15 protein-coding genes and 5 tRNA genes are annotated in these 22,098 nt (G+C 52.4%); 1 reads left to right on the top strand and 19 read right to left on the bottom strand.

From position 1 onward, the window contains the following. Nucleotides 1–362: 362 nt before the first annotated feature. Nucleotides 363–2,324, bottom strand: a complete 1,962-nt coding sequence (locus tag C6362_RS05320) for a heavy metal translocating P-type ATPase (RefSeq protein ID WP_014015712.1) — start codon at nucleotides 2,322–2,324, stop codon at nucleotides 363–365. A gap of 179 nt (nucleotides 2,325–2,503) precedes the next feature. On the opposite strand from C6362_RS05320, the gene C6362_RS05315 reads away from it, so the two are divergent. After that, nucleotides 2,504–3,397, top strand: a complete 894-nt coding sequence (locus tag C6362_RS05315) for a ketopantoate reductase family protein (RefSeq protein ID WP_014015711.1) — start codon at nucleotides 2,504–2,506, stop codon at nucleotides 3,395–3,397. 136 nt (nucleotides 3,398–3,533) lie between these two features. Here the strand turns inward: C6362_RS05315 and C6362_RS05310 are convergent, their stop codons facing one another. From C6362_RS05310 to C6362_RS05225, 18 genes are all read right to left on the bottom strand, one after another. After that, nucleotides 3,534–4,682, bottom strand: a complete 1,149-nt coding sequence (locus tag C6362_RS05310) for an acyl-CoA dehydrogenase (protein WP_014015710.1) — start codon at nucleotides 4,680–4,682, stop codon at nucleotides 3,534–3,536. Between the two features lie 205 nt (nucleotides 4,683–4,887). Continuing rightward, nucleotides 4,888–6,006, bottom strand: coding sequence for a 2-hydroxyacyl-CoA dehydratase subunit D (locus C6362_RS05305; protein WP_014015709.1), 1,119 nt, complete (start codon nucleotides 6,004–6,006; stop codon nucleotides 4,888–4,890). Next, complete coding sequence (locus C6362_RS05300; RefSeq protein WP_014015708.1) at nucleotides 6,006–7,292, bottom strand: 2-hydroxyacyl-CoA dehydratase subunit D; 1,287 nt, start codon at nucleotides 7,290–7,292, stop codon at nucleotides 6,006–6,008. Before C6362_RS05300 ends, C6362_RS05305 begins: the two co-directional genes overlap by 1 nt. A 21-nt stretch (nucleotides 7,293–7,313) precedes the next feature. Further along, a complete protein-coding gene (locus C6362_RS05295) occupies nucleotides 7,314–8,090 on the bottom strand; it encodes an acyl-CoA dehydratase activase (RefSeq protein ID WP_014015707.1) in 777 nt (258 codons plus the stop codon). A gap of 25 nt (nucleotides 8,091–8,115) precedes the next feature. Beyond that, nucleotides 8,116–9,030 (bottom strand): VOC family protein, encoded by a 915-nt coding sequence (locus C6362_RS05290; protein WP_014015706.1) that lies wholly within the window; start codon nucleotides 9,028–9,030, stop codon nucleotides 8,116–8,118. Between the two features lie 26 nt (nucleotides 9,031–9,056). After that, on the bottom strand, nucleotides 9,057–10,610 hold the full coding sequence (pct, locus tag C6362_RS05285; RefSeq protein ID WP_014015705.1) for a propanoyl-CoA transferase Pct: 1,554 nt from the start codon (nucleotides 10,608–10,610) through the stop codon (nucleotides 9,057–9,059). Between the two features lie 681 nt (nucleotides 10,611–11,291). Beyond that, a complete protein-coding gene (locus tag C6362_RS05280) occupies nucleotides 11,292–12,812 on the bottom strand; it encodes an L-lactate permease (protein ID WP_014015704.1) in 1,521 nt (506 codons plus the stop codon). A gap of 282 nt (nucleotides 12,813–13,094) precedes the next feature. Beyond that, nucleotides 13,095–13,991 carry a mechanosensitive ion channel family protein gene (locus C6362_RS05275; protein ID WP_014015703.1) on the bottom strand — a complete coding sequence of 299 codons (897 nt, stop codon included), beginning with the start codon at nucleotides 13,989–13,991 and terminating at the stop codon, nucleotides 13,095–13,097. Nucleotides 13,992–14,355: 364 nt separating this feature from the next. Beyond that, entirely contained in the window at nucleotides 14,356–15,543 is a 1,188-nt protein-coding gene (tuf, locus tag C6362_RS05270; protein WP_014015702.1) for an elongation factor Tu, read from the bottom strand. A 148-nt stretch (nucleotides 15,544–15,691) separates the two neighbouring features. After that, a tRNA-Met gene (locus tag C6362_RS05265) sits at nucleotides 15,692–15,768 on the bottom strand. A 5-nt stretch (nucleotides 15,769–15,773) separates the two neighbouring features. Continuing rightward, nucleotides 15,774–15,849, bottom strand: a tRNA-Thr gene (locus C6362_RS05260). A 57-nt stretch (nucleotides 15,850–15,906) separates the two neighbouring features. Next, nucleotides 15,907–15,982 (bottom strand) — tRNA-Met (locus C6362_RS05255). 5 nt (nucleotides 15,983–15,987) lie between these two features. After that, nucleotides 15,988–16,073: transfer RNA gene (locus C6362_RS05250), tRNA-Tyr, on the bottom strand. Nucleotides 16,074–16,079: 6 nt separating this feature from the next. Continuing rightward, nucleotides 16,080–16,155, bottom strand: a tRNA-Thr gene (locus C6362_RS05245). A gap of 202 nt (nucleotides 16,156–16,357) precedes the next feature. After that, nucleotides 16,358–17,686, bottom strand: coding sequence for a replicative DNA helicase (dnaB, locus tag C6362_RS05240; protein ID WP_014015701.1), 1,329 nt, complete (start codon nucleotides 17,684–17,686; stop codon nucleotides 16,358–16,360). A gap of 1 nt (nucleotide 17,687) precedes the next feature. Further along, nucleotides 17,688–19,607, bottom strand: a complete 1,920-nt coding sequence (gene lonC, locus C6362_RS05235) for a Lon family ATP-dependent protease (RefSeq protein WP_014015700.1) — start codon at nucleotides 19,605–19,607, stop codon at nucleotides 17,688–17,690. A gap of 22 nt (nucleotides 19,608–19,629) precedes the next feature. Next, on the bottom strand, nucleotides 19,630–20,076 hold the full coding sequence (gene rplI, locus C6362_RS05230; RefSeq protein WP_014015699.1) for a 50S ribosomal protein L9: 447 nt from the start codon (nucleotides 20,074–20,076) through the stop codon (nucleotides 19,630–19,632). Then, entirely contained in the window at nucleotides 20,073–22,088 is a 2,016-nt protein-coding gene (locus tag C6362_RS05225) for a DHH family phosphoesterase (RefSeq protein WP_014015698.1), read from the bottom strand. The genes rplI and C6362_RS05225 overlap by 4 nt, the downstream gene beginning before the upstream one ends. Nucleotides 22,089–22,098 lie beyond the last annotated feature (10 nt).

The following is a 22,098-nucleotide window of genomic DNA, read 5'->3' as shown; positions in this document are numbered from 1 at the left end:
TACCACCCTGTCATTATACTCAGTGTCTTTGACAGACATCCTATAACGCGGGATTGCGTCTGTACCTCAATTCCCTAGAAAAACAGTCGGTACAGAAACTCCCGGGCGAAGTCGGACGATTGCACCTCGCCGGATTCTCAGCACCGCCGGCTCTCTGCAGAGGATGGGATCTCGTCTTTTACCCGTTCATCGTCAGTATATCTGCACTGCTTTCACAGTGCCCTGTTTGTGTGATGTGCCTATTATCCATGAAAAGAGGCTGATTGTCAAGGCTTTTTATTAATATTTTTAAATTTTATTCCGTTAAACGTTATATTATTAATTTGGTTAAACGTTTTTATTACCTATTTGCCAGAAAGGCTTTATTTTTTGTAAAGCATGCGCACTGAATTGAGGACACAGAGAGCGGCCACGCCGGAGTCGGCAAAGACGGCAGCCCACATGGAAGCATAGCCGGCAAAACCGGCGATCATGACGACGGCTTTGATGCCTAAGGCAAAGACGACATTTTCCATGGCGATCTTCATGGTTTCCCGGGACAGGTGGAGCGCTGCCGGTACGGCGCTGACACGGGACTGCATGAAGACGACATCGGCCGCTTCGACAGCCGCATCGGCCCCGCTTCCCATGGCGGCACCGACATCGGCCCCGGCCAGGACAGGCGCATCATTGATGCCGTCGCCGACGAAGAGGACCGGACCGTACTGCTGGCGCAGCACATCCATCTGGTTGACTTTATCCTGCGGCAACAGCTTGGCCCGGACATCGTCGATGCCCGTCTTGGAAGCGATGTAGTCCGCTGCCTGCTGGGAATCGCCAGTAAGCATGGCCGTCGTAATGCCCATACGGGAAATAGCCTGAATGGCATCGACGGCATCGTCTTTGATAGTGTCCGAAATGACCACCCGGCCCGCATAGGCCCCATCGACGGCGACGTACAGTTCCGAACCGTATTCCACCTTATCCATGGCCGGCAAGGTGATGTGCTGGCCGTCCAGGAGCTGGCGATTGCCGCAGAGGACGTCATGGCTGCCGACGCGGGCTTTCAGGCCCTGGCCGGCGATTTCTTCCATGGCCGACGGTTCTGTAAGGCGCAGGCCCTGTTCACAAGCCTGGGCGACGACGCTGCGGGCAATGGGATGGTTCGACGCCTGTTCTGCCGACGCACAGAGGCAGAGGACGTCATCGGCACTGCGGTTATCGGCAGGGAGAACTTGGTGGACGACGAAATTGCCTTTGGTAATGGTCCCGGTCTTATCGAAGACGACAGCTTTGATATGCTTCATCTGTTCCATAGCAATGCCGCCCTTGAAGAGGATGCCCTGCTTGGACGCCGCGCCGATACCGGCAAAGAAACTCAAAGGTACGCTGAGGACCAGGGCGCAGGGACAGCTGATGACCAGGAAGGTCAGGGCCGTGTAAATCCAGTAGTGCCACTGGCCGGTCACCAGGGATGGGACGATAGCCGTAGCGGCGGCGATGGCGACGACAGCCGGCGTGTAGATGCGGGAGAAACGGGTAATAAAGCGGTCGATTTTCGGCTTGCGGGCCGCTGCCCTTTCGACGGACTCCAGGATTTTTGTGACCATCGATTCGTCCAAGGGCTTCGTCACTTTGACCTGCAGGACACCTGTCGTATTGATGCTGCCCGACAGGACTTCCGCCCCTTCCCGGCAGATGACCGGCACTGGTTCCCCGGTCAAGGCCGACGTATCGATAAGGCTCTCGCCGGCCGTGACGATGCCGTCCAGGGGGATGCGGTCGCCGACGCGGACGACGACGACATCACCGGCTATGGCTTCTTTCGCCGGAATCGTGACCGTCGAGCCATCAGCCCCTAAGCGGTGGACCACTTCTGGACGCATATCGATGGCAGCGGCCACTTGTTTGCGGCTGCGGTGGACAGCCCGGTCTTCCATGGCTTCGCCAATGCGGCTGAAAAGCATGACGGCGACAGCTTCCGGATAGTCCCCGATAGCAAAAGCACCGATGGTAGCGACGGCCATGAGGAAATTTTCATCGAAAGGCCGGCGCTTCATGATATTTTCCCCAGCTTCCCGCAGAACGCCATAGCCTAAGAGCAGATAGGCGATGATATAAGCCGGCAGGGAAACGGCTTCCGGGATGATATTCGTCAGGTAGGTAATTAAAAAGAGGACGGTACCGGCGATGAGGGTCCACAAGGGACTTTCTTCTTCATCGTCCTCATCGTCGCCGTAGCCACAACTGCAGGTGCCGACTTCATTCAGTTTGATGCCTTCGTCTTCGTCGTGATGGCCGTTGCAGCAGGAACAGCCGTGGTCTTTCAAAAATTCTTCTGCCATAGATATGCCTCCTTTGGGAATCCTTTGTATTTGCCTCCATGATACCATTAAAGTTAAATATGTTCAAGTGTTCATATGTTGTTTTTATATACTTTTTGGGCATACCCTTCCCTATTTGCCCTTTATCCAGCCCTGTGCGATAATAAGATGTACGTTGTTCATCGAAAGAGGTTGATACTATGAAAATTATGGTTACTGGCATTGGCGGCGTCGGGGGATATATCGCGTCCGTCCTCTGTGCCAATTATGATGATGTGACACTCGTTGCCCGGAAAAAGCGCAAAGAATCGCTCCAGACGAAGGGCCTCGTCGTCCACAGCGACTTCTTCGGCCACCACGTCGCCCACCCGGCTGTCACCGATGATCCATCTTCGGCAGGCATACAGGATGTGATTTTCGTCTGCGTCAAGAATTATTCCCTGGAAGCAGCCCTGACAGCGGTCCTGCCCTGCATCGGTGACGATACGATCGTCGTCCCCGTCCTCAATGGCTTCACCTATCACGATACGGCTACATCCATCATGAAGAACGGGAAAATCGTTGACTCAGCCATTTACATCACATCGTCTTATCAAGAAGACTATTCCATCCGCCAGGAAGGGCGCTTCGCCCGTATCTACATCGGATCCGATGACGCTGAAGCGACGAAGAAGGTCTACGATGTCCTAAATCATCCGGGCCTGACTTGCTGCATCGCAGAGAACATCACCGTCGAAATATGGCGCAAATTCATCCTCAACTGCGCTTACAACGTCCTGACGGCATATTACCGGACATCTATCGGCGGAGCCCTCTCCCAGCCCCAGGGCAAGGAAGAATTCCGGGCCCTCCTGCAGGAAGCCTATGACGTCGGCAAGGCTGCCGGCGTTCCCCTGCCCGATGACGTCGTCGACGACCAGTACCGGCGCATCCTGGGCAGCGACGACATGGACGCCACGAGCTCCCTCAAACGAGACATCGCTGCCGGTCACCAGAGCGAACTGGATACCTTCAGCGGCGCCCTCATCCGCCTGGCCCATCAGTATGGCGTGCCCGTCCCCATATCGGAAAAGTGCTATCAAGCCTTGGTGTAAAGGCGCTCCAAACGCAAAAAGAGAGGCTGTCGCATCGGCGACAGCCTCTCTTTGTAAGCGGTTTTATCTCATACTGTTTTATACTATTTCTATACGTGTTTCGAAAGGAGGAGAGTTCTGTTAGGAAACTCTTTGATTATCTGAGGATTGCGCCGGAGATAACCATCTGCTGTACCTGGTTGGTACCTTCGTAGATCTGAGTGATCTTAGCGTCGCGCATGTAGCGTTCAACCGGGTATTCGCGAGTGAAGCCATAGCCGCCGAATACCTGGACAGCATCGGTGGTGACCTGCATAGCTACGTCAGAAGCGTATTTCTTAGCGATAGCTGCGTCTACGGAGTAGGATTTAACGTCGGGCTGAGCCATTTTCCAAGCTGCTTTGTAGACAGCGAGGCGAGCCGTTTCGATTTTGAGTTTCATGTCAGCGAGCATGAAGCTGATAGCCTGGAATTTAGCGATCGGTTTGCCGAACTGTGTACGTTCTTTAGCATACTGAACAGCTGCATTGTAAGCGCCTTCCGCAATGCCGAGAGCCTGTGCGCCAACGCCAACACGGCCGCCGTCGAGGGTCATCATAGCGATCTTGAAGCCTTCGCCTTCTTTGCCGAGGAGGTTTTCAGCCGGAACTTTTACGTTCTGGAATACGAGTTCACGCTGTACGGAAGCGCGGATACCCATTTTAACTTCTTCTTTGCCATAGGTGAAGCCTTCCATACCTTTTTCGAGGATGAAAGCGCTCATGCCTTTAGCGCCTTTGGATTTGTCCGTGGAAGCGAATACGACGGTAACGTCAGCTTCGCCGCCGTTGGTGTTGAAGACTTTGGAGCCGTTCAAGGTGTAGCTGCCGTCTTCGTTTTTCGTAGCAACGGTGGAACCGTTCAAAGCGTCGGTACCAGCGTTCGGTTCAGTAAGGCCGAAAGCGCCGAGTTTTGTGCCTTCTGCGAGGGGTTTGAGGAATTTAGCTTTCTGTTCAGCTGTGCCAAATTTCCAAATCGGCCAGGAGCAGAGCATGGTGTGTACTTCGAAGCTGAGAGCGATGGAGGGGTCAACTTTAGCTACTTCTTCGCAAGCAACTGCGAGGCTGAGGAAGTCAGCGCCTACGCCGCCGTTTTCTTCTTCCCAGGGAATACCGAGAAGGCCGAGAGTACCCATTTCGTCAAGGATAGCACGATCGAAAACTTCTTTTTCGTCACGTTCTTTGACAGTGGGAGCTAATTTTTTTTCTGCGAAATCTTTTGCGAGATTTGCGATATCTTGCTGTAATTCAGAAAGTTTGAATTCCATGATTGAGTTTCCTCCTAATAGATTATATATGGTTTTATGTTTTTATTTAAAAACGGCAGAGCCGTCTTTAAAGCATCATTGACAGCTTGCAGCCCGTACAATGGGGGCCGCAAGCTGCAAATCTGTCTGCCTGAAAACAGGCAATGTATCATGTAGCAGGCACCTTTCGGAGTCCCGCCCAGATGTTTGATGATTCAGGCGATTCTTAGAGGATTTCCGAGAAAGCCTGGATACGGGTGCGGAGCTGTTCGAGGGACGGAGATTCGATGTCGAGGTCGAGGACCGTGTAACGAACGCCAGCAGCTTCAAATTCCGGTTTGTAAATCGGATAGTCGAATTCTTCAGGATCGCAGAAACGCATCATGCAGATGACGACGGCGTCAGCATTGTATTTCTTAGTCATGTCGATGAGCATCTGGCCACGCGGTTTGTCTTCGTTCAAAGCGAGCGGGCAGCCATCGAAGTCCTGCCACTGCTGAGCGAGCTGTTCGAGGGGATCGATGCCGGACGGTACGTCTGTACGGAACTGGCGGGATTCCTGAGCGAGGTCGTCAGCGACGACAGCGATGTTGAATTCGCTGAAGATATCGAGGAATTCATCCGGTTCTGCCATGATACCGGAGAGGATGACTTTTTTGCCATTCCACGGCTGTACCGGTTCTTTCTTGACAGCGTCGATGAGTTCGCGGACCAAAGCGGTGTGTTCAGCTTTGTCCATGAACCAGCGGGCTTTGATGACGTCATGACGTTTTACCGGAGTGAAGATCTGCGGGTACTGAGCAGCTACGTCGCAGAATTCACGCATAACCTGACGGTTTTCGTTATATACTTTGATAGCTTCCTGGATAGCCAGGTCGGAGATTTTTACGTTGAGGATACGTTCCAATTCCGTACGGACATGTTCGTATTCAGCTTTGAGGAAATCGACAGCCGGGCGGATCTTACGGTTCTGCGGCTGTGTGAAGACGATGACCGGAGCTTTGCCGTGCCATTTCTGGCTCATGCAGCGGAGAGTGTCGCAAGGAACGGAGAAGATAACAGCGTCGAGGCAGTCATAGGTGCCGTTGAGCTGGAGTTCCATGTCAGCCTGCATCAAGGAGCAAGCGAACGGAGGAAGGTACGTACGAGCTGCGGAGATCTGCGGGTTCTGGGAACCGAACATGCCTACCGGGAGGTAGCCTGCAGCATATACGATTTCTTCCGGAGCGTAGTAGGGCATCATGCCTACGAGGCCTTTACCCTGTTTTTTATAATTCAAAACCGTCTTCTGGGGATGGTTGGATACTTCCTGTAATTTGCTGATAAGTTCGTCGATCTGACTCATTAGTGGTTTCCTCCTTCATTGGCTTTTTTGTCTGCCATCATTTCTGCCAAAGCTTCTACGCGGGTATCGAACTGTGCTTCCGAGAAGTTACGAGCATCGGTCTGGTCGCCGTCGAAGATGACGTACGGTACGCCGAGGTTCTTCTGGATGCGCTGGCCGCCTTCGTTGTTGAGGAGGCTCATGTTCTTGCAGGAACGGTTCTGGTGCATGATCAAGCCGTCGCATTTGCCATCGCGGACAACTTTTTCAAGAACAGCACCGCGCTGTTCGAGGCAGCAGTTGATGTATGTACGGGAATAAGCTTCTGCCATGGATTCGAGGTCGCCCGGTTCGTAGGAAACGTCCCACATGCCAGGATAAGCGGAACCAGTCATGAGAGCGCCCTGACCTTTGAGTTCTTTGAAGGTGTGGCCGAGAGCGATCCAGACAGCGATACCTTCCCAAGTAACACGGGATTTTTCGTTTTCACCGAAAGCCCATTTCTTATTAGCTACTTTTTCGTCCAATTCTTTGAGGAATTTGTTGAACGTGATTTCCGAGTAGTTCAAGGAGCGGGCAGCAACGGCGAGGCCCATGTAGTTGAAGAGGTCGAAGCCGTTGAGCGGCGACGGTTTGTACTGGAAGTACGTAGCGATTTTGTTCCAGGCAGCGATGGAGCGCTGTGTCTGTTTCTGTACTTCGAAGAATTTGTCATAGTCGAAGGGACGGCCGCAAAGGTCTTCGAGCTGTTTGATAGCATGTTTGAATTCGCCGACGATGTACTGTTTAGCGTGTTTCGTAACAGGGAATTCATGGTTGAACGGTACGTCGATGTTGATGAGAGGTACGTTCAATTCTTTAGCCAAGTTTTCATACCATTTGAGCAAGGTATTGCAGATGTTGTTGCAAGTGAGGACAACATCCGGAAGGGGAATCGGAGAAGCCGGGGAGTTTTTGAGGACTTCCGGCGTTTCGCCTGTCAGAGCCTGCTGTTTGAGGAGTTCCATGTAGCCCATGTTGACGCGGCAGTAGGAACAGATGTCCTGGTTGTAACCTTTGTTTTCAGCAACTTCGAGCATGGCCGGAGCACCGTGACGGGCACCGATACCAGCTGCGTGAGTTTCCGGATAGACGATGGCGATGTCCATAGCCGTGCAGAATTCCGGAGGAGCGACAGAAGCGGACCAGCAAACGAGGCGGCCTTCTTTTTTCGCTTTACGTGCGTCTTCATCGACTTTCGGCAAGAAGTAACCAAGGGCTTCCTTGGAGCTCATGCTTTCAATATCTACTGTTTTTTCTTCACTCATGATTTTGTTCTCTCCTTTGACTTATTTCTTGATTTTATCATAAGCAATCAAAGCAGCTCCGAGAGCACCCACCGCTTGGGGATGCAGAGCGACTCTGACAGGAATACCTAATTCTTTCGATACGGCATCGACGACGCCGGGATCGCGGGAGCCACCGCCGGTCATGGTCAGGTCTTCACCGACACCGACGCGGCGCACGAGAGCGCAGGCTTTGGCGGCGATGGACTGATGGACACCGGCTACGATATCTTCTTTCGGGACATTCTTGGAAAGAAGGGAAATGACTTCCGATTCAGCAAAAACCGTGCAGGTACTGCTGACGGCAGCGGGATGCTTCGATTTGAAGTACCAGTCCCCCATTTCAGACATGGGGATTTCCAGTACCTTCGACATGACGTCGAGGAAACGGCCCGTACCAGCGGCGCATTTGTCGTTCATGGCAAACTGCATGACCAGGCCCTGGCCATTCAATTTGATGGACTTGACGTCCTGACCGCCGATATCGAGGATGGTCGTCGTACCGGGGCATTCAAAGAGGGCCCCTTTGGCATGGCACGTGATTTCGCTGACTTCGCCTTTGGCGCAGTCGACATTGAAACGGCCATAGCCTGTGGCGATGATGTTCGCCATGTCTTCAATTTTTAAGTTGGTATCTTTGAAGACTTCGTCCAGGACGCGTTCCGGACCGGTCGAACCGGTGCCGATTTCAACGACGGCATGGGCGACGATCTTCTTGCCATCTTCCAGGATGACTGCCTTGGAAGAAGAAGAACCAACGTCGATTCCGAGAGTATACACAGTTTTCACCTTTCTTTATAAAAAATCAATCATTAAAAGGGTTGGGATTGCTGCGATTGATGGGAGCTACGGTCTGGACATATTCGACGAGGATGCCGGCGTCCGTGCTGGGACGGCGGAAGTTGACGATGATATCGTCCGTTCCCCGGACGGCTTTCTTTTCGAGCATGCAACCAGGCTTCTGGCTTTCCATAATCTGACGTACCTTTTCGACATCATCCACTTCAAAGGCGATATGAGCGATACCTCCCCTGCCATGATTGAAATCTTTGAGGACCCCTTCACGGGGAATAATGAATTCGATAGGCGTACTGTTTTCACCTTTTTTAGTGAAAATGAGATCCGCATGGTAGGCGTCGACGAAACCGGAATAATCCACTTCCAGACCATTGGTCTTGATGAATTCATGGGCCTTTTCCAAGGTCGGCAAGACGATGCCGATATGGTGCAGGCGCATGGGATGCCATGTTTCGTTGAGCTTCCCTTTTTCCGGGCCGAGATTCTTAACGAAAGGATTTTCGCCGCGGCCGGTGATAGGTGCTGTCGTCTGAACATATTCAACGAGGATACCCTGGTTGGTTGTCGGGCGGCGGAAGTTGACGATAATGTCGTCCGTACCCTGGACAGCTTTCTTTTCTAACATGCATCCCGGACAATCTGCTTCCATTTCCTGGCGGACAGCTTCGACATCGTCCACTTCGAAGGCGATGTGGGCAATGCCGCCGCGGCCACCATTGAATTGGGTAAGCACACCGGAGTGCGGGATAATCATTTCAATCGGGCTGGCAAATTCACCAAACTTAGTGAAAATGAGATCAGCCTGGTAAGCATCGACATAGCCGGCATAGTCGATTTCAAGTCCATTATTCTGCATGAATTCATGGGCTTTTTCTAAGGTCGGCAGGACAATGCCTACGTGATGTAGTCTCATTGGTTTCATAGTAAAGTCTCCTTTACAGCAGAGATTTATTTTTTCAGTCCCATGGGACCGTCCTGGAAGAGGCGGGCATCCATGAGTTTCGGATTATCAATGATCGGCTTGAAGTCCATGTGAGCGAGGATATCTTTTTCAATATCGATGCCCGGTGCGACTTCGATGAGTTTCAAGCCTTCTTTGGTCAGTTCAAATACGCAGCGTTCTGTGATGTAGAGAACGTGTTTGCCGTTGCGGGCTGCATAGGAACCGTTGAAAGTGATCTGGTCGACAGCTTTGATGAACTTCTTGGCTTTGCCTTCCTGGAGGATCTTGACTTTGCCGTCTTCGACAGCGATTTTCAAGCCGCCAGCCGTGAAGGTGCCGCAGAAGTAAACATTCGGTGTCTGCTGGGAAATGTTGGGGAAACCGCCGCAGCCGGCAACGTTAGTACCGAACTTGCTGACGTTGATGTTGCCCGAGCCATCGCACTGGGCCAGGCCGAGGTAAGCGATGTCCAGACCGCCGCCATCGTAGAAGTCGAACTGATAGGTGTGGTCGATGATGGCATCGGCATTGCGGGACGAACCGAAGCGGGCACCGCCCTGCGGTACGCCACCGATGGCGCCACCTTCGACGGTCAGGGTAATGGTATCGGCGATACCTTCTTCACCGGCAACAGAAGCAACGTATTCCGGAGCACCGACGCCGAGGTTGACGACAGCGTTTTCAGTCAATTCCAAAGCGCCGCGGCGGCCGATGATTTTCTTAGCGCTCATGGGGAGAGCTGCATCGGTAGCGCCTTCAGGAGCACGATGTTCACCGCTGAGGGACGGATCGTATTCGCAGTCATACGTCTGCTGATGGTCTTCCGGAGCTGCTACGACGACGTAGTCGACATAGATGCCAGGGATCTTGACCATGCGCGGGTCGAGGCTGCCGTGAGCGACGACGTCTTTGACCTGGACGACGACTTTACCGCCACAGTTGTGAACGGCCTGGGCTACGGAAGTGCTTTCGAAAGGCCCGATTTCTTCGTCCATGGTGATATTGCCGGATTCATCAGCATACGTACCGCGGAGGAAAGCTACGTTGACCGGGAAGGTCGGGTAGAAAAGCTGTTCATGACCATCGACTTCGATCAGTTTGACGAGGTCTTCTTTGGTTACGTCATTGAGCTTGCCGCCGAGCTGACGGGGATCGAGGAAAGTTTCCAGACCGATGTCGGTGAAGACGCCGAGCTTATGACCTGCCAAGGCGCGGAACCAGTGGACCAACGTGCCCTGCGAGAAGTTGTAAGCTTCAATCTTGTTTTCGACAGCCAGTTTACCGATAGCCGGTACAGTCTGCCAGTGACCGATGATGGCGCGTTTCAAAAGGCCTGTGTGTGCCAGATGTTCAGCGGCACGGCCATCGCGTTTGCCCTGAGAGCCTGCATAGATGTAGGTCAAGTTCTGCGGGGTGTTCGTGTCCAGGAACCGTTTTTCCAAAGCTTTGGTCAGTGCTTCCGGATGGGCGCTGCTGACAAAGCCGATAGACGTAATCGTGTCGTTGTCTTTTACGAGCTGAGCTGCTTGTTCAGCTGTAATGATTTCTACTTTTCTCATTACCGTAACTTCCTCCTGCTAAATGGAATGTATCGACGCTTCTGTCGTACTGCCTTTGTGAAAATTTTCCAAAGGTGAATTACTGACTAGAATGATATCATGGAAAATCCATAACGTCAATGAATAAATCGTGATAAATTAGTTAAAATGCATGGAAAATGCACAAATCCATTCCACTTTAGAATTATAAATTTTGATATTTATAATTATTTATATAAAAGATAATCGTACCCTTTCTGTCCACGAAAACAGCTATATATGGCCATATAAATGACATTCAAAGCAAATATTCCCAAAAATAAAATGATACTATTTATCATAAATTAGGAAACCCCTGTAAAATAGCCATGACCAAAAAGTACTGTTGAAAACCAAGCATGATAATTCGTTATAGTATGTGAAAAACGGCACTTATTCTTTCGTTATAGAATAGTTCGTAAAGGGAAGTTTTGTGACTAGTGGTTCGTGGCTAGTGGTTCGTGGCTCGCCTGAATCATCTGAAAAGGGGCTGTCACACAAAAGCACATGCTATTATGTGAGGCCCCTTTCTCCTTATAGTCTGTAGTATGAAGTTTGTAGCTTTCAGCAAAACATTTAAATTTAAAACCATCTACTAACCACTAACTGCTAGCCACTAACAACTTGAAAGGGACTGTCGCATGTGCGACAGTCCCTTTTTCCCTACCCTACCAGGACCTGTCCGAAGTAGACGATGGCCCCTAAGAGGATGATATATGGTACATAGACTTTCATGATTGCCTGAAGGATTTCGTTATCCTTGCCGGTCAGGGAGATGGCCCCGACGGCAATGGCGATACTTTGCGGCGAAATCATCTTGCCCGCGCAGGTACCAGCCGAGTTGGCAGCGGCCAGCCAGGCTTTATTGGCATTGATGGCGGCAGCAGCATCGGTCTGGAGGTTGCCGAAGAGGACGTTACTGGACGTACCGGAACCGGTGATGAACGTGCCGACAGAGCCGATGAGCGGTGCAATGGCCGGATACATCATACCCGTCGCTTCGACAGCCGTGCGGGCGATATCCGATGTCATGCCGCTGTAGCCCATGACTTTCGCCGTAGCGATGACGGCAATGATGGTGATGATCGTATTGCGGAGGCCTTTGATGGTGTTCAGCAAGACGAAGAACATTTCACTGAAGCGGGCCGACTGGGCTTTGCCGCTGATGAAGGCAGCCAGGAGAATGAGGATACCCGGTGTATTGACCCAGATGAAGGTATAAGGTACGCCGCCCTGACCGGTATAGATGAGGACCGACGATTTAATAGCCATGAGCGGAGCATGGATGAAAGGAACGAGTTTCGACGTCAACAGTAAGAAGACGAAGATCAAGATGAAGGGCAGGCAAGCCAGCAGACCGCCGCGGAGCGGTACGTGAGCCGGGTTGATGTCCATGGCATATTCCGGATCATTGACAGGACGGAAATGGGAATAGACGACGATGAGGGCCATGATGACAATGGACGCACCCATGACAGCCAGTTCCGGGCCGACAAAAGACGAAACGATGAGTTCCGGCACAGCCAGACCCAGGGCCGAAAGCAGGGTGATCATGAAGACGCCTTTGAGGGCTTTCAGCGATCCGCCGACGATGGCGACGATGATGAACGGGCAAAGGATATTGAGCGGCAAGAGCTGCAAGCTGATGTATGTCGACAGCTGTACCGGATCGATACCTGTCAAGTTAGCCAAAGTGCTGGCCGGAATACCAATGGAACCATACGTCGTAGGAACGGAGTTAGCGACCAGGCAGACCAGGATGGCCTTGATCGGGTCGAAACCCATGGCAACCAACATCGAGGCCGGGATAGCGATAGCCGTACCAAAGCCGGCCATGCCTTCCATGAAGGCACCGAAGCCCCAGCCGATGAGCAGGGCCAGGACGCGGCGGTCCTTGCTGACCGTCGTCAACATGTGCTTGACGATGTCCATGCTCTTGGTGTACAGCGTCAGATTATACGTAAAGATAGCGGCGATGATGACCAGCAAGATAGGCCAGCATGCCAGGGCCACGCCTTCCAGAGCAGCCGTAGCGGCATCCATGCCAGGCATATGATACCAAGCCAGGGCGACAGCAAAAGAAATGATGAGTGCAATCGGACAAGCCTTGAAGCTTTGCATCTTCAAGAAGCCCAGCGAGATGATGAGCCACAGAATCGGTGACAGTGCCAATAAAAATACCATAATACAAATTCTCCCTTTCTTTGTTCAATTTTGAACTTACTATATGCTCAAAAACTATTAATAATTAAATAATTAATTCCCGAACAATATGATATTATTATATAATAGAGAAAGGGAATAAATCAACAGCTCAGTAATGCTATTAAAGTATAGGTATTGCCTCAGTTAGACGAAAAACGCAAGGATATTGTTCCATTCTGGCAGTCATTCTTATTTCAAGACCTTATTCTTTTTTTCACGTAGTAAGGGGCTGTCGCGCGTGCGACAGCCCCTTTTCTTTCCCTACTTCCCTTCCCGCTGTACGTAAACGACGCGCTGGGGATAAGGGATATCGATGCCATTGGCATCGAAGGTGTCCTTGACTTTAGACATGATATCGTAGTAGACGGGATAGTAATCCGCCTTGGCAACCCTGGGAAAGGCGGCGATGCGGACGGAGTTCTCTGCAAATTCACGGATACCGATTTCCAGGGTATCGGCATTGAGGATCCTTTTATCTTCTTGAAAGACCTGTTTCAGCAAGGCAATGGCTTTATGGTGGTCATTCTGATAACCGATATCGAAGAAAAAAGTAATGTAACGATCTTCCTGGTAAGAGCTATTGGTTACCTGGGACGACGTGATGATAGAATTCGGGATGAAAATGGTCTTATTGTCCTTGGTCGTAATGGCCGTATTCATCATCTGTATCCCTTTGACGCTGCCTTCTACGCCGCCGACGGCAATCCAATCACCGGCTTTGAAAGGCTTGAAGATCAGGATCAAAAGGCCTGAAGCAAAATTCGACAGATTGTTCTGTAACGCCAGGCCGACAGCCAGGCCGAAGGCACCGAAAGCGGCCAGGAAGGAATTCGTCGGAATCCCCGCCTTATTCAGTGCCGACAGCAGGACCAGGGCCATGATGGCATAATAAATCAGCTGGCTGACAAAGGTGATGACCGTATGGTCGTAATTGGCATGAGTCATCATGCGGACAGCCAAGTTCTTGAACCCTCTGGCCACGTAGCGGCCAACGATGAAGATGACAATGGCATAGATGACATCCGGGCCGTGATTGAGCAAAAATTCCTTGAACTGGTCCAGCGTCGTGACGCTCTGCGTGACCTGATTCTGGACATCGGCCTGGACGACATGGGCCGCCTGCTGTGCCGTATCAGCCGTATTTTCAGCAATATTCATAGTTGCACCCTCCTCTCGTGTGTGCTTCTATTATACCCGGGTTCGTGGCTAGTGGCTAGGGGCTAGTGGCCCGGCTCTCCTGCTAGGAGAGCTGTCAGCGCAGCTGACTGAGAGGTTAACCTCTCCGGCCCTTCGGGCCACCTCTCCTATGAGGAGAGGCTTTGGTGCTCCATATTACTGTAACCGCGATTCCCTCAGAATCAAGCGGGTCGCCCTTTGGGCGACCCCTACGAAATCGCAGCCAGGCGATAAATCTTTCACGGTCTGTGACCTTGTGCATAAAGGCACGCAAAAAAGAGGCCGCCGCATATGCGACAGCCTCTTTTTCAAGTTTGAAGTTGACAGTCAACGATCAAACAATATTTTAGCCTTCGATTTCGGATACGACACCGGCACCTACGGTACGGCCGCCTTCACGGATAGCGAAGCGCAGGCCTGCTTCAATAGCAATCGGTGTGATGAGTTCGACATCCATCTTGACGTTATCGCCAGGCATGCACATTTCCGTGCCTTCCGGCAGGTTGATGACGCCCGTTACGTCAGTGGTACGGAAGTAGAACTGCGGACGATAGCCGTTGAAGAACGGCGTATGACGGCCGCCTTCATCTTTGGTCAAGACATAGACCTGAGCCTTGAATTTCGTGTGCGGATGAATGGTGCCCGGTTTAGCCAGGACCTGGCCGCGTTCGACATCTTTACGGTCGATGCCGCGGAGCAAGGCGCCGATGTTGTCGCCTGCTTCAGCGAGGTCGAGGATCTTACGGAACATTTCAACGCCCGTAACGACCGTATCTTTCGGTTTATCGGCGAGGCCGACGATTTCGACAGGGTCACCGACTTTAATCGTACCGCGTTCGACACGACCTGTAGCAACGGTGCCGCGGCCTGTAATAGTGAAGACGTCTTCGACAGGCATCAGGAACGGCTGGTCTGTCGGACGCTGCGGAGTCGGAATGTAGCTGTCGACGGCATCCATCAAGTCGAGGATGGATTTTTCAGCTTCCGGATCGCCTTCGAGGGCTTTCAACGCAGAACCTACGATGATAGGAACTTCATCGCCAGGATAATCATATTCAGTCAGGAGGTCACGGACTTCCATTTCAACGAGTTCAATCAGTTCCGGGTCGTCGACCTGGTCAGCTTTGTTGAGGTATACGACGATAGCCGGTACGCCGACCTGACGGGCCAGCAGGATGTGTTCACGAGTCTGCGGCATCGGGCCATCAGCTGCGGATACAACGAGGATAGCACCATCCATCTGAGCAGCACCGGTGATCATGTTCTTGACATAGTCAGCATGCCCCGGGCAGTCAACATGTGCATAGTGGCGTTTTTCCGTTTCATATTCGACGTGCGCCGTATTAATCGTAATACCACGTTCACGTTCTTCCGGTGCCTTGTCAATATCGGAGTAATCTTCGAACTTGGCAAAGCCCTTCTTTGCTAATACTTTCGTAATAGCAGCCGTCAATGTCGTTTTGCCATGGTCGACGTGACCAATCGTACCGATATTGACATGCGGTTTTGTTCTTTCATAATGTTCTTTTGCCATTGTAATCATTTCCTCCTTTAGGAAAAAAAACAGCTACCCACTTGTATTCTATCACACATCCATACTCTTTGCTTAAAAAAAAGGATAAATTTAAACAAAAAATATTTTTGCATATAGAAATAACCTCGTATGCACGAGGTTATTAGTGTGGTGGCGGCTCGGAGATTCGAACTCTGGACACTGCGGGTATGAACCGCATGCTCTAGCCAACTGAGCTAAGCCGCCATGTGTGGAGCTATTGACCGGGATTGAACCGGTGACCTTATCCTTACCAAGGATACGCTCTACCGACTGAGCTACAACAGCTTATGAACTGGTCAAAGCCAATTATGAAGTTGTTTTTTACCTTGCAGTAAAAAAATTTGGTAGCGGGGGCAGGACTTGAACCTACGACCTTCGGGTTATGAGCCCGACGAGCTACCAACTGCTCCACCCCGCGATAATTGGTGGTGGGGGAAGGATTCGAACCTTCGAAGGCAAACGCCGGCAGATTTACAGTCTGCTCCCTTTAGCCACTCGGGAACCCCACCATTTACTGGAGCCAACGATAGGACTTGAACCTACAACCTACTGATTACAAGTCAGTTGCTCTACCAATTGAGCTACGTTGGCTTACTGTTCCGTGGAACGTAGTCTATTATATCAAAGGACTGACGTTCTGTCAAGAACTTTTTTATCAGCTTTTCTTATTTCTTCTGACGAGGCAGAACCTCGTTTCAAAAGTCTCTGTCAGAACCGCTGACTTGATTAGTATACTATACCCCACGGAATAATGCAAGTACTTTTTTCACTTTTTTTAAATTAATTTGTCAAACTAGCCTTCATGCTGCGTATCCAGGTTGAGGAACAACGTGAACTCGTTCTTGAAGTACAATTTGACCGACCCGACAGGGCCATTGCGGTGCTTGGCCAGGATGACCTCGGTGATGTGCTGGTTCTCCGTTTCCTTGTCGTAGTAATCTTCGCGATACAAGAAGGAAACGATGTCCGCATCCTGTTCCAGGGCCCCCGATTCGCGGAGGTCACTGAGCATGGGCCGTTTATCCTGCCGGCTTTCGACGCTTCGGCTGAGCTGGGACAAGGCGATGAGCGGCACTTTCAGTTCCCGCGCCAGGGCCTTGAGGGAGCGGGAAATCTCGGAGATTTCCTGCTGCCGGCTTTCGGCATTACGGCCCTGCATGAGCTGCAGATAGTCGACGATAATCAGGTCCAGGCCGTGTTCCGATTTGAGGCGCCGCGCCTTCGAGCGCATTTCGGCGACGGAAATGCCCGGCGTATCGTCGATATAAATAGGCGATTCATAGAGCTTGTCGCAGGCATCGGTCAGGCGCGTCCATTCTTCATCGCTGTTGAGCTGGCCTGTGCGCAGTTTCTGCGAATCGATATGGGCAATCTGGCAGAGCAGTCGCTGGACGAGCTGTTCCTGAGACATTTCCAGGGAAAAGAAGGCCACCGTCTTATGCTGGCGGACGCCGACGTTCTGGGCGATGTTCAGGGTAAAGGCCGTCTTGCCCATACTCGGCCGGGCAGCGACCAGGATCAAGTCTGACGGCTGCAAGCCCGACGTCATGCGGTCCAGGTCGCGGAATCCCGTCGGCAGGCCCGTCAGGCCCGCTTTATTTTCATAGAGCTTGGTGATTTTATCGAGGGTCGCTTCGACGACGGTCCCGACGGAAGCAAAATCGCCGCGGTTCTTTGTATCCGACAACTGAAGGATACGCCGTTCGGCATCGTCCAGGAGGTCTTCCGTTTTCTTCTCGCCGTCATAGGCTTCTGTCGCCAGCTCGGTACAGGTGGAAATGAGATTACGGGACAGGGCCTTCTCGACGACGATATTGGCATAGTATTCGGCGTTCGACGCCGTCCCTACCATATTGGGCAGATTCAGGACATAGCCGACGCCGCCGACGTCGTCCATTTTTTTCATGCGGTTCAATTCTTCCGGCAAGGTGATGACGTCGATTTCCTTGTTCTCCCGATGAAGATGTTCCATGGCTTCAAAGATGATGCGATGGGCATCGCGGTAAAAATCCCGGGGCTGGAGCTTTTCCATGGCGACGATGACGGCATCATGGGATAAGAGCATGGCCCCCAGGACGGCCTGTTCTGCTTCTACATTCTGCGGTGGAATCCGCTGTTCCATATTATGATTCCCCCTGTTTGACTAACATCAATTTCAATACATCGTCGATGGTGACGGCATAGTGGATATGGAGACCCAAATGGCGTTCCGGGATGTCGTGGGCATTTTCCTCTGGGATGATGATGCCCTTCATGCCGGCCTGGCGGGCGCCATAAGCCTTTTCAAAGACACCGCCAACGGGTTTGACCTGCCCCTGGATGGAAATTTCTCCGGTCAGGGCCATATCCTGGCGGACCGGCGTCCCCGTAATGGCCGAAATGAGGGCTGTCGTAATGGCACAGCCTGCAGACGGGCCGTCGATATTGCCGCCGCCGATGAAGTTGATGTTGACGTCGTAATCAGACAGTTCCTTCCCCGTCATGCGGCGGACGACAGCGGCGGCGTTGAACATGGAATCCTTGGCCATGGAACCGGCTGTGTCGTTGAACCGGTAATAGCCCTTCCCCGGCGCCCGTGCCGGGAAGGCCACGGCTTCGATTTCGATGGCCGAGCCGAGGTAACCGGCGACGCCGAGACCGAAGACCTTGCCGACGACCGGCGTATCGCTGGCTTTCTCCGTCACGTAAGGCACGAGGCGGCTGATCTGGGCGACGCGGCGGACATGGTCGCAGGTGATGCGCACATGGTCCTTGGACCCCGATTTAAAGACAGCCAGGCCGTAGGTATCGGCCAGGATATTGACAGCCTTCCGGCCTTCAATGGTAAATTCACTGATCATCCTGGCTACGCCTTCTTCGAGTTCTGCCCCTAACTGGACAGCGGCGTTGGTCACAATCTGTTCGATATCCGCCGGGATGAGGGGTTCAAAAAAGACTTCTGCACACCGCGACCGGATGGCCGGATTGATTTCCGACGGGTCCCGCGTCGTCGCACCGATGAGGATGAAATCGGCCGGTGCGCCTTCGGCAAAGAGTTTCTTGATATATTTCGGCACATTCGGGTCATCTTCATCGTAATAAGCCGATTCAAAACGGACCCGCTTGTCTTCCATGACCTTGAGCAGCTTGTTGAGCAGCATCGGGTCCATTTCTCCGATTTCATCGATGAACAGGATACCGCCGTGGGCTTCTGTAACCAGGCCCGGTTTCGGTTCCGGTATACCTGTATCGGCCAGATCGCGGCGGGCGCCCTGGTAAATCGGATCGTGGACCGAACCGATGAGGGGGTTGGTCATATCCCGCGAATCCCAGCGCAGCGTCGTGCCGTCTGTTTCGACAAAGGGCGCATCGGGACCAAAGGGCGTGAAGGGCAGCTTCTTGGCTTCGTCCAGGACGATGCGGGCAGCCGTCGTCTTGCCGACTCCCGGCGGTCCGTAAAGGAGCAGGTGCTGCGGATAAACCGATGCCAATTTGCTCTGCATGGCTTCGACAGCCCGTTCCTGGCCGACGATGGCGCTGAGGTGCTTGGGACGGACCCGTTCCATGACCGATTCCGTCAGGCTGACTTTTTCCAAGTCGTCCAGTTCCTTGAGTTTCCGTTTGGTCTGCGGCGTTTCTACATCGTGCAGTTCTTCCTTGATGAGTTCCATCTTGATTTCCCGCACGTATTCCTGCTGCTTTTCATCCATGCGCTGGCTGATTTTCTTTTCCAGTCGTTCTTCGACGGCCTGGCGGGCCAGCATTTCAGCCAGGACCATTTCCAGCTCGTTGAGGACGTTGATGACTTCCTCGTCATCAGGCACTTTATCATACGAGACGTCTTCGTAGATCAGGCGCTGCAGGCCGACCAGGCGCTGGCGTGGATCTTCAGAATGGATATACGACAGGGCCGAGTATTTGCTGGCCCGAAGGACCATCTTCTCAGACCCTATAAGACCAGTAAAAGCGCCATAAAGCACGTTGACCTGACGGCGGAGTTCTTCCTCCGCCGTCGGTTCGAGGTACTTATGGCGCTGTAATAATTTGTCCAATAATTCTTTCATTGTATCCCCTTATGGCTTATGATCAGCCTTCTACAACGTGTATTTTGATGACACTGGTAATCGTCGGATGGACGCGGATGGTGACATCATAATCGCCGAGCGATTTAATCGGATCCTTGATTTCTACTTTCTTCTTGTCCAAATCGATGTCATACTGGGCCTTCGCAGCTTCGCTGATGTTCTTACCCGTAATGGCACCGAAGACTTTGCCGCCTTCGCCGACTTTGACGGGAATGGTGAGTTCAACTTTTTTCAGCTGGCTGGCCAGGATGACAGCTTCATCCGAAGCGACCTGGGCTTTATGCTTGGCAGCGGCTTTCTTCTGTTTGGCATCATTGAGGTTTTCCGACGTGCCCGGAGCAGCTAACTTGCGGGGCAGGAGGAAATTGCGGCCATAGCCTTCCGATACTTCGATGATATCCCCTTTTTTACCGAGTTTCTTTACATCCTGTAATAAGATTACTTTCATTTTTCATCAATCTCCTTATCTTTGTCTATGATTTCATGGAGCGCTGCCATGACGTCTCCCTGAGCTTCCGCCAGGGTACGGCCACGGAGCTGGGCACCGGCCACCGTGCGATGACCGCCGCCGCCCAGGGCTTCCATGACTAATTGCACATTGATTTCGCCCTTGGAGCGGGCACTGACGCCGATGCAGTCATCGGCGAGATAATAGAAGGTGAAGCTGGCTTCGACATGGTCGATGTTGATCAGCATATCCGCGACCTGAGCGGCAATGATCGTAGCATTTTGCTGTCCCTTGGGACAGCTGGCCATGGCGACACCGTCGCTGATCTGGGCGCCCGACAAAATAGCGGCCCTGTCCTTGACCGTATCGAAATCGCAGCTGAACAGTTCGCGGACGATATCGGGATCGGCCCCGCAGCGGCGCAGGTACGACGCGGCATCAAAGGTGCGGACGCCGGTCTGGACAGCGAAGTTCTTAGTGTCGACGATGATGCCGGCATAGAGGGCTGTCGCCTCTATCTTAGACAATTCTACATCTTCCTGGAAATACTGCAAGAGTTCCGTGACCAATTCACTCGTCGAAGAGCTCGACGTTTCCGTATAGGTCAGCAGGGGCTTCTTGATGAAGTCCGAACTGCGGCGGTGATGGTCGATGACGACGCGGCGGTCCGTTTCTTCCAGCAAGGCCGGCGCAACGGTCATGTCCGGGCGATGGGTATCGACGATGAACAGCAGGGTCTGGCTGTTGCAGATGTTCTCGGCCGTTTCCGCCGAAATGAGCAGGTCCTTGAAGTCCGGATTGTCCATGATCTGGTTTTCCAGGCGCCGGATGGCATCGGTCTGGTTGCTGACGACGACGTGTACAGGCTTGCCTGCCAGACGGGCCATGTGGGCCACGCCGACGGCAGCACCGATGCTGTCGTAATCTTCCCGTTCATGGCCCATGACCAGGACCATGTCGCACGTATCGATGAGTTCGTGGATCGCCTGGGCGACGACGCGGGCCCGGACGCGGGTGTTCTTTTCGACGCAGCGCGTCTTGCCGCCATAAAAATGAGGCGACCCGTCTTCTTCATAGACGACGACCTGGTCGCCGCCGCGGCCCAGAGCCAGATCGAGGCCAGCTCGGGCTTTCGTAGCCAGTTCACTGAAATTGGCCTTACCAGCTGCAATGACTTCGCTCGGGAAGAGGGCAATGCCCATACTGAGCGTCACCGGGATGCGGTTGACCGTATGTATGGAACGTATCTTTTCCAGGAAAGAAAAATTGTCTTCCTTATAATATTCCAACGTGTCCCGGCTCATGCAGGCAATATATTTTTCATTGCCATAAGCCCAGATGAAGCAATTATGGCCGGATAGTTCGCCGATGAGGCAGTTGTTGACGTTGGTCACCAGCGTAGCCCGCTGGACGGCCGTCATCCCCTTGGCCACTTCTTCCAGGTTGTCGATCTCGATATCGCAGAAAACGGGGACAGCCGCCAGGGAATTTAGCTTCTGCCGTTCCGTATCGGTAATATCTTCAAAATAGAGGATGAGATAGTTATCGTCTTCGGCGGCTTCTGTCTGCAAATACTTGTAGACGACGCGGTAATAGCGTTCGCCGATATGCTCAAAGAAATACCCCGATTTCCCCCAGAACTTATCGACTTTCAAATTCGGCATGATATGGTCCAGCTGCTGGTCGTTGTCGATGTCGCCGACCCAGTCGCGGAAGACGCTGTTGGCCCAGCACAAGTTGGACTGCATGTCGATGATGGCTATGCCGATAGGCAAATTCTGTACCGCATAGGTCGAAGCCTGGTCGACGCTCTTGGAAATCGCATCAAAGAACTGGCTGATTTCCCGGTTGCGTTCGTTGTGGTTCTTGCGGGTCAGGACATAGGCTCCGCCAATGAGGATCAGCGCCAATAAGGCGATGACCCAATTATATACGGCAATGATGATAAGCAGCAAGACCGTAATCAGGAAGAATGGCTCTTCCGACCGCCTTGACAGCAATGTTTTAAACATGGTTCCGCCC

Origin of the sequence: Megasphaera elsdenii DSM 20460, assembly GCF_003010495.1 — a bacterium.
Lineage (GTDB): Bacteria > Bacillota > Negativicutes > Veillonellales > Megasphaeraceae > Megasphaera > Megasphaera elsdenii.
This window is presented reverse-complemented; position numbering and strand designations above follow the sequence as displayed.

Coding starts and splice junctions, on each gene's coding strand:
- tuf (WP_014015702.1), bottom strand. CDS start 15,543: ATGGCAAAAGAACATTATGAAAGAACAAAACCGCATGTCAATATCGGT.
- C6362_RS05225 (WP_014015698.1), bottom strand. CDS start 22,088: ATGTTTAAAACATTGCTGTCAAGGCGGTCGGAAGAGCCATTCTTCCTG.
- C6362_RS05310 (WP_014015710.1), bottom strand. CDS start 4,682: ATGGAATTCAAACTTTCTGAATTACAGCAAGATATCGCAAATCTCGCA.
- lonC (WP_014015700.1), bottom strand. CDS start 19,607: ATGAAAGAATTATTGGACAAATTATTACAGCGCCATAAGTACCTCGAA.
- C6362_RS05300 (WP_014015708.1), bottom strand. CDS start 7,292: ATGAGTGAAGAAAAAACAGTAGATATTGAAAGCATGAGCTCCAAGGAA.
- rplI (WP_014015699.1), bottom strand. CDS start 20,076: ATGAAAGTAATCTTATTACAGGATGTAAAGAAACTCGGTAAAAAAGGG.
- C6362_RS05315 (WP_014015711.1), top strand. CDS start 2,504: ATGAAAATTATGGTTACTGGCATTGGCGGCGTCGGGGGATATATCGCG.
- pct (WP_014015705.1), bottom strand. CDS start 10,610: ATGAGAAAAGTAGAAATCATTACAGCTGAACAAGCAGCTCAGCTCGTA.
- C6362_RS05275 (WP_014015703.1), bottom strand. CDS start 13,991: ATGAATATTGCTGAAAATACGGCTGATACGGCACAGCAGGCGGCCCAT.
- C6362_RS05320 (WP_014015712.1), bottom strand. CDS start 2,324: ATGGCAGAAGAATTTTTGAAAGACCACGGCTGTTCCTGCTGCAACGGC.
- dnaB (WP_014015701.1), bottom strand. CDS start 17,686: ATGGAACAGCGGATTCCACCGCAGAATGTAGAAGCAGAACAGGCCGTC.
- C6362_RS05290 (WP_014015706.1), bottom strand. CDS start 9,030: ATGAAACCAATGAGACTACATCACGTAGGCATTGTCCTGCCGACCTTA.
- C6362_RS05305 (WP_014015709.1), bottom strand. CDS start 6,006: ATGAGTCAGATCGACGAACTTATCAGCAAATTACAGGAAGTATCCAAC.
- C6362_RS05280 (WP_014015704.1), bottom strand. CDS start 12,812: ATGGTATTTTTATTGGCACTGTCACCGATTCTGTGGCTCATCATCTCG.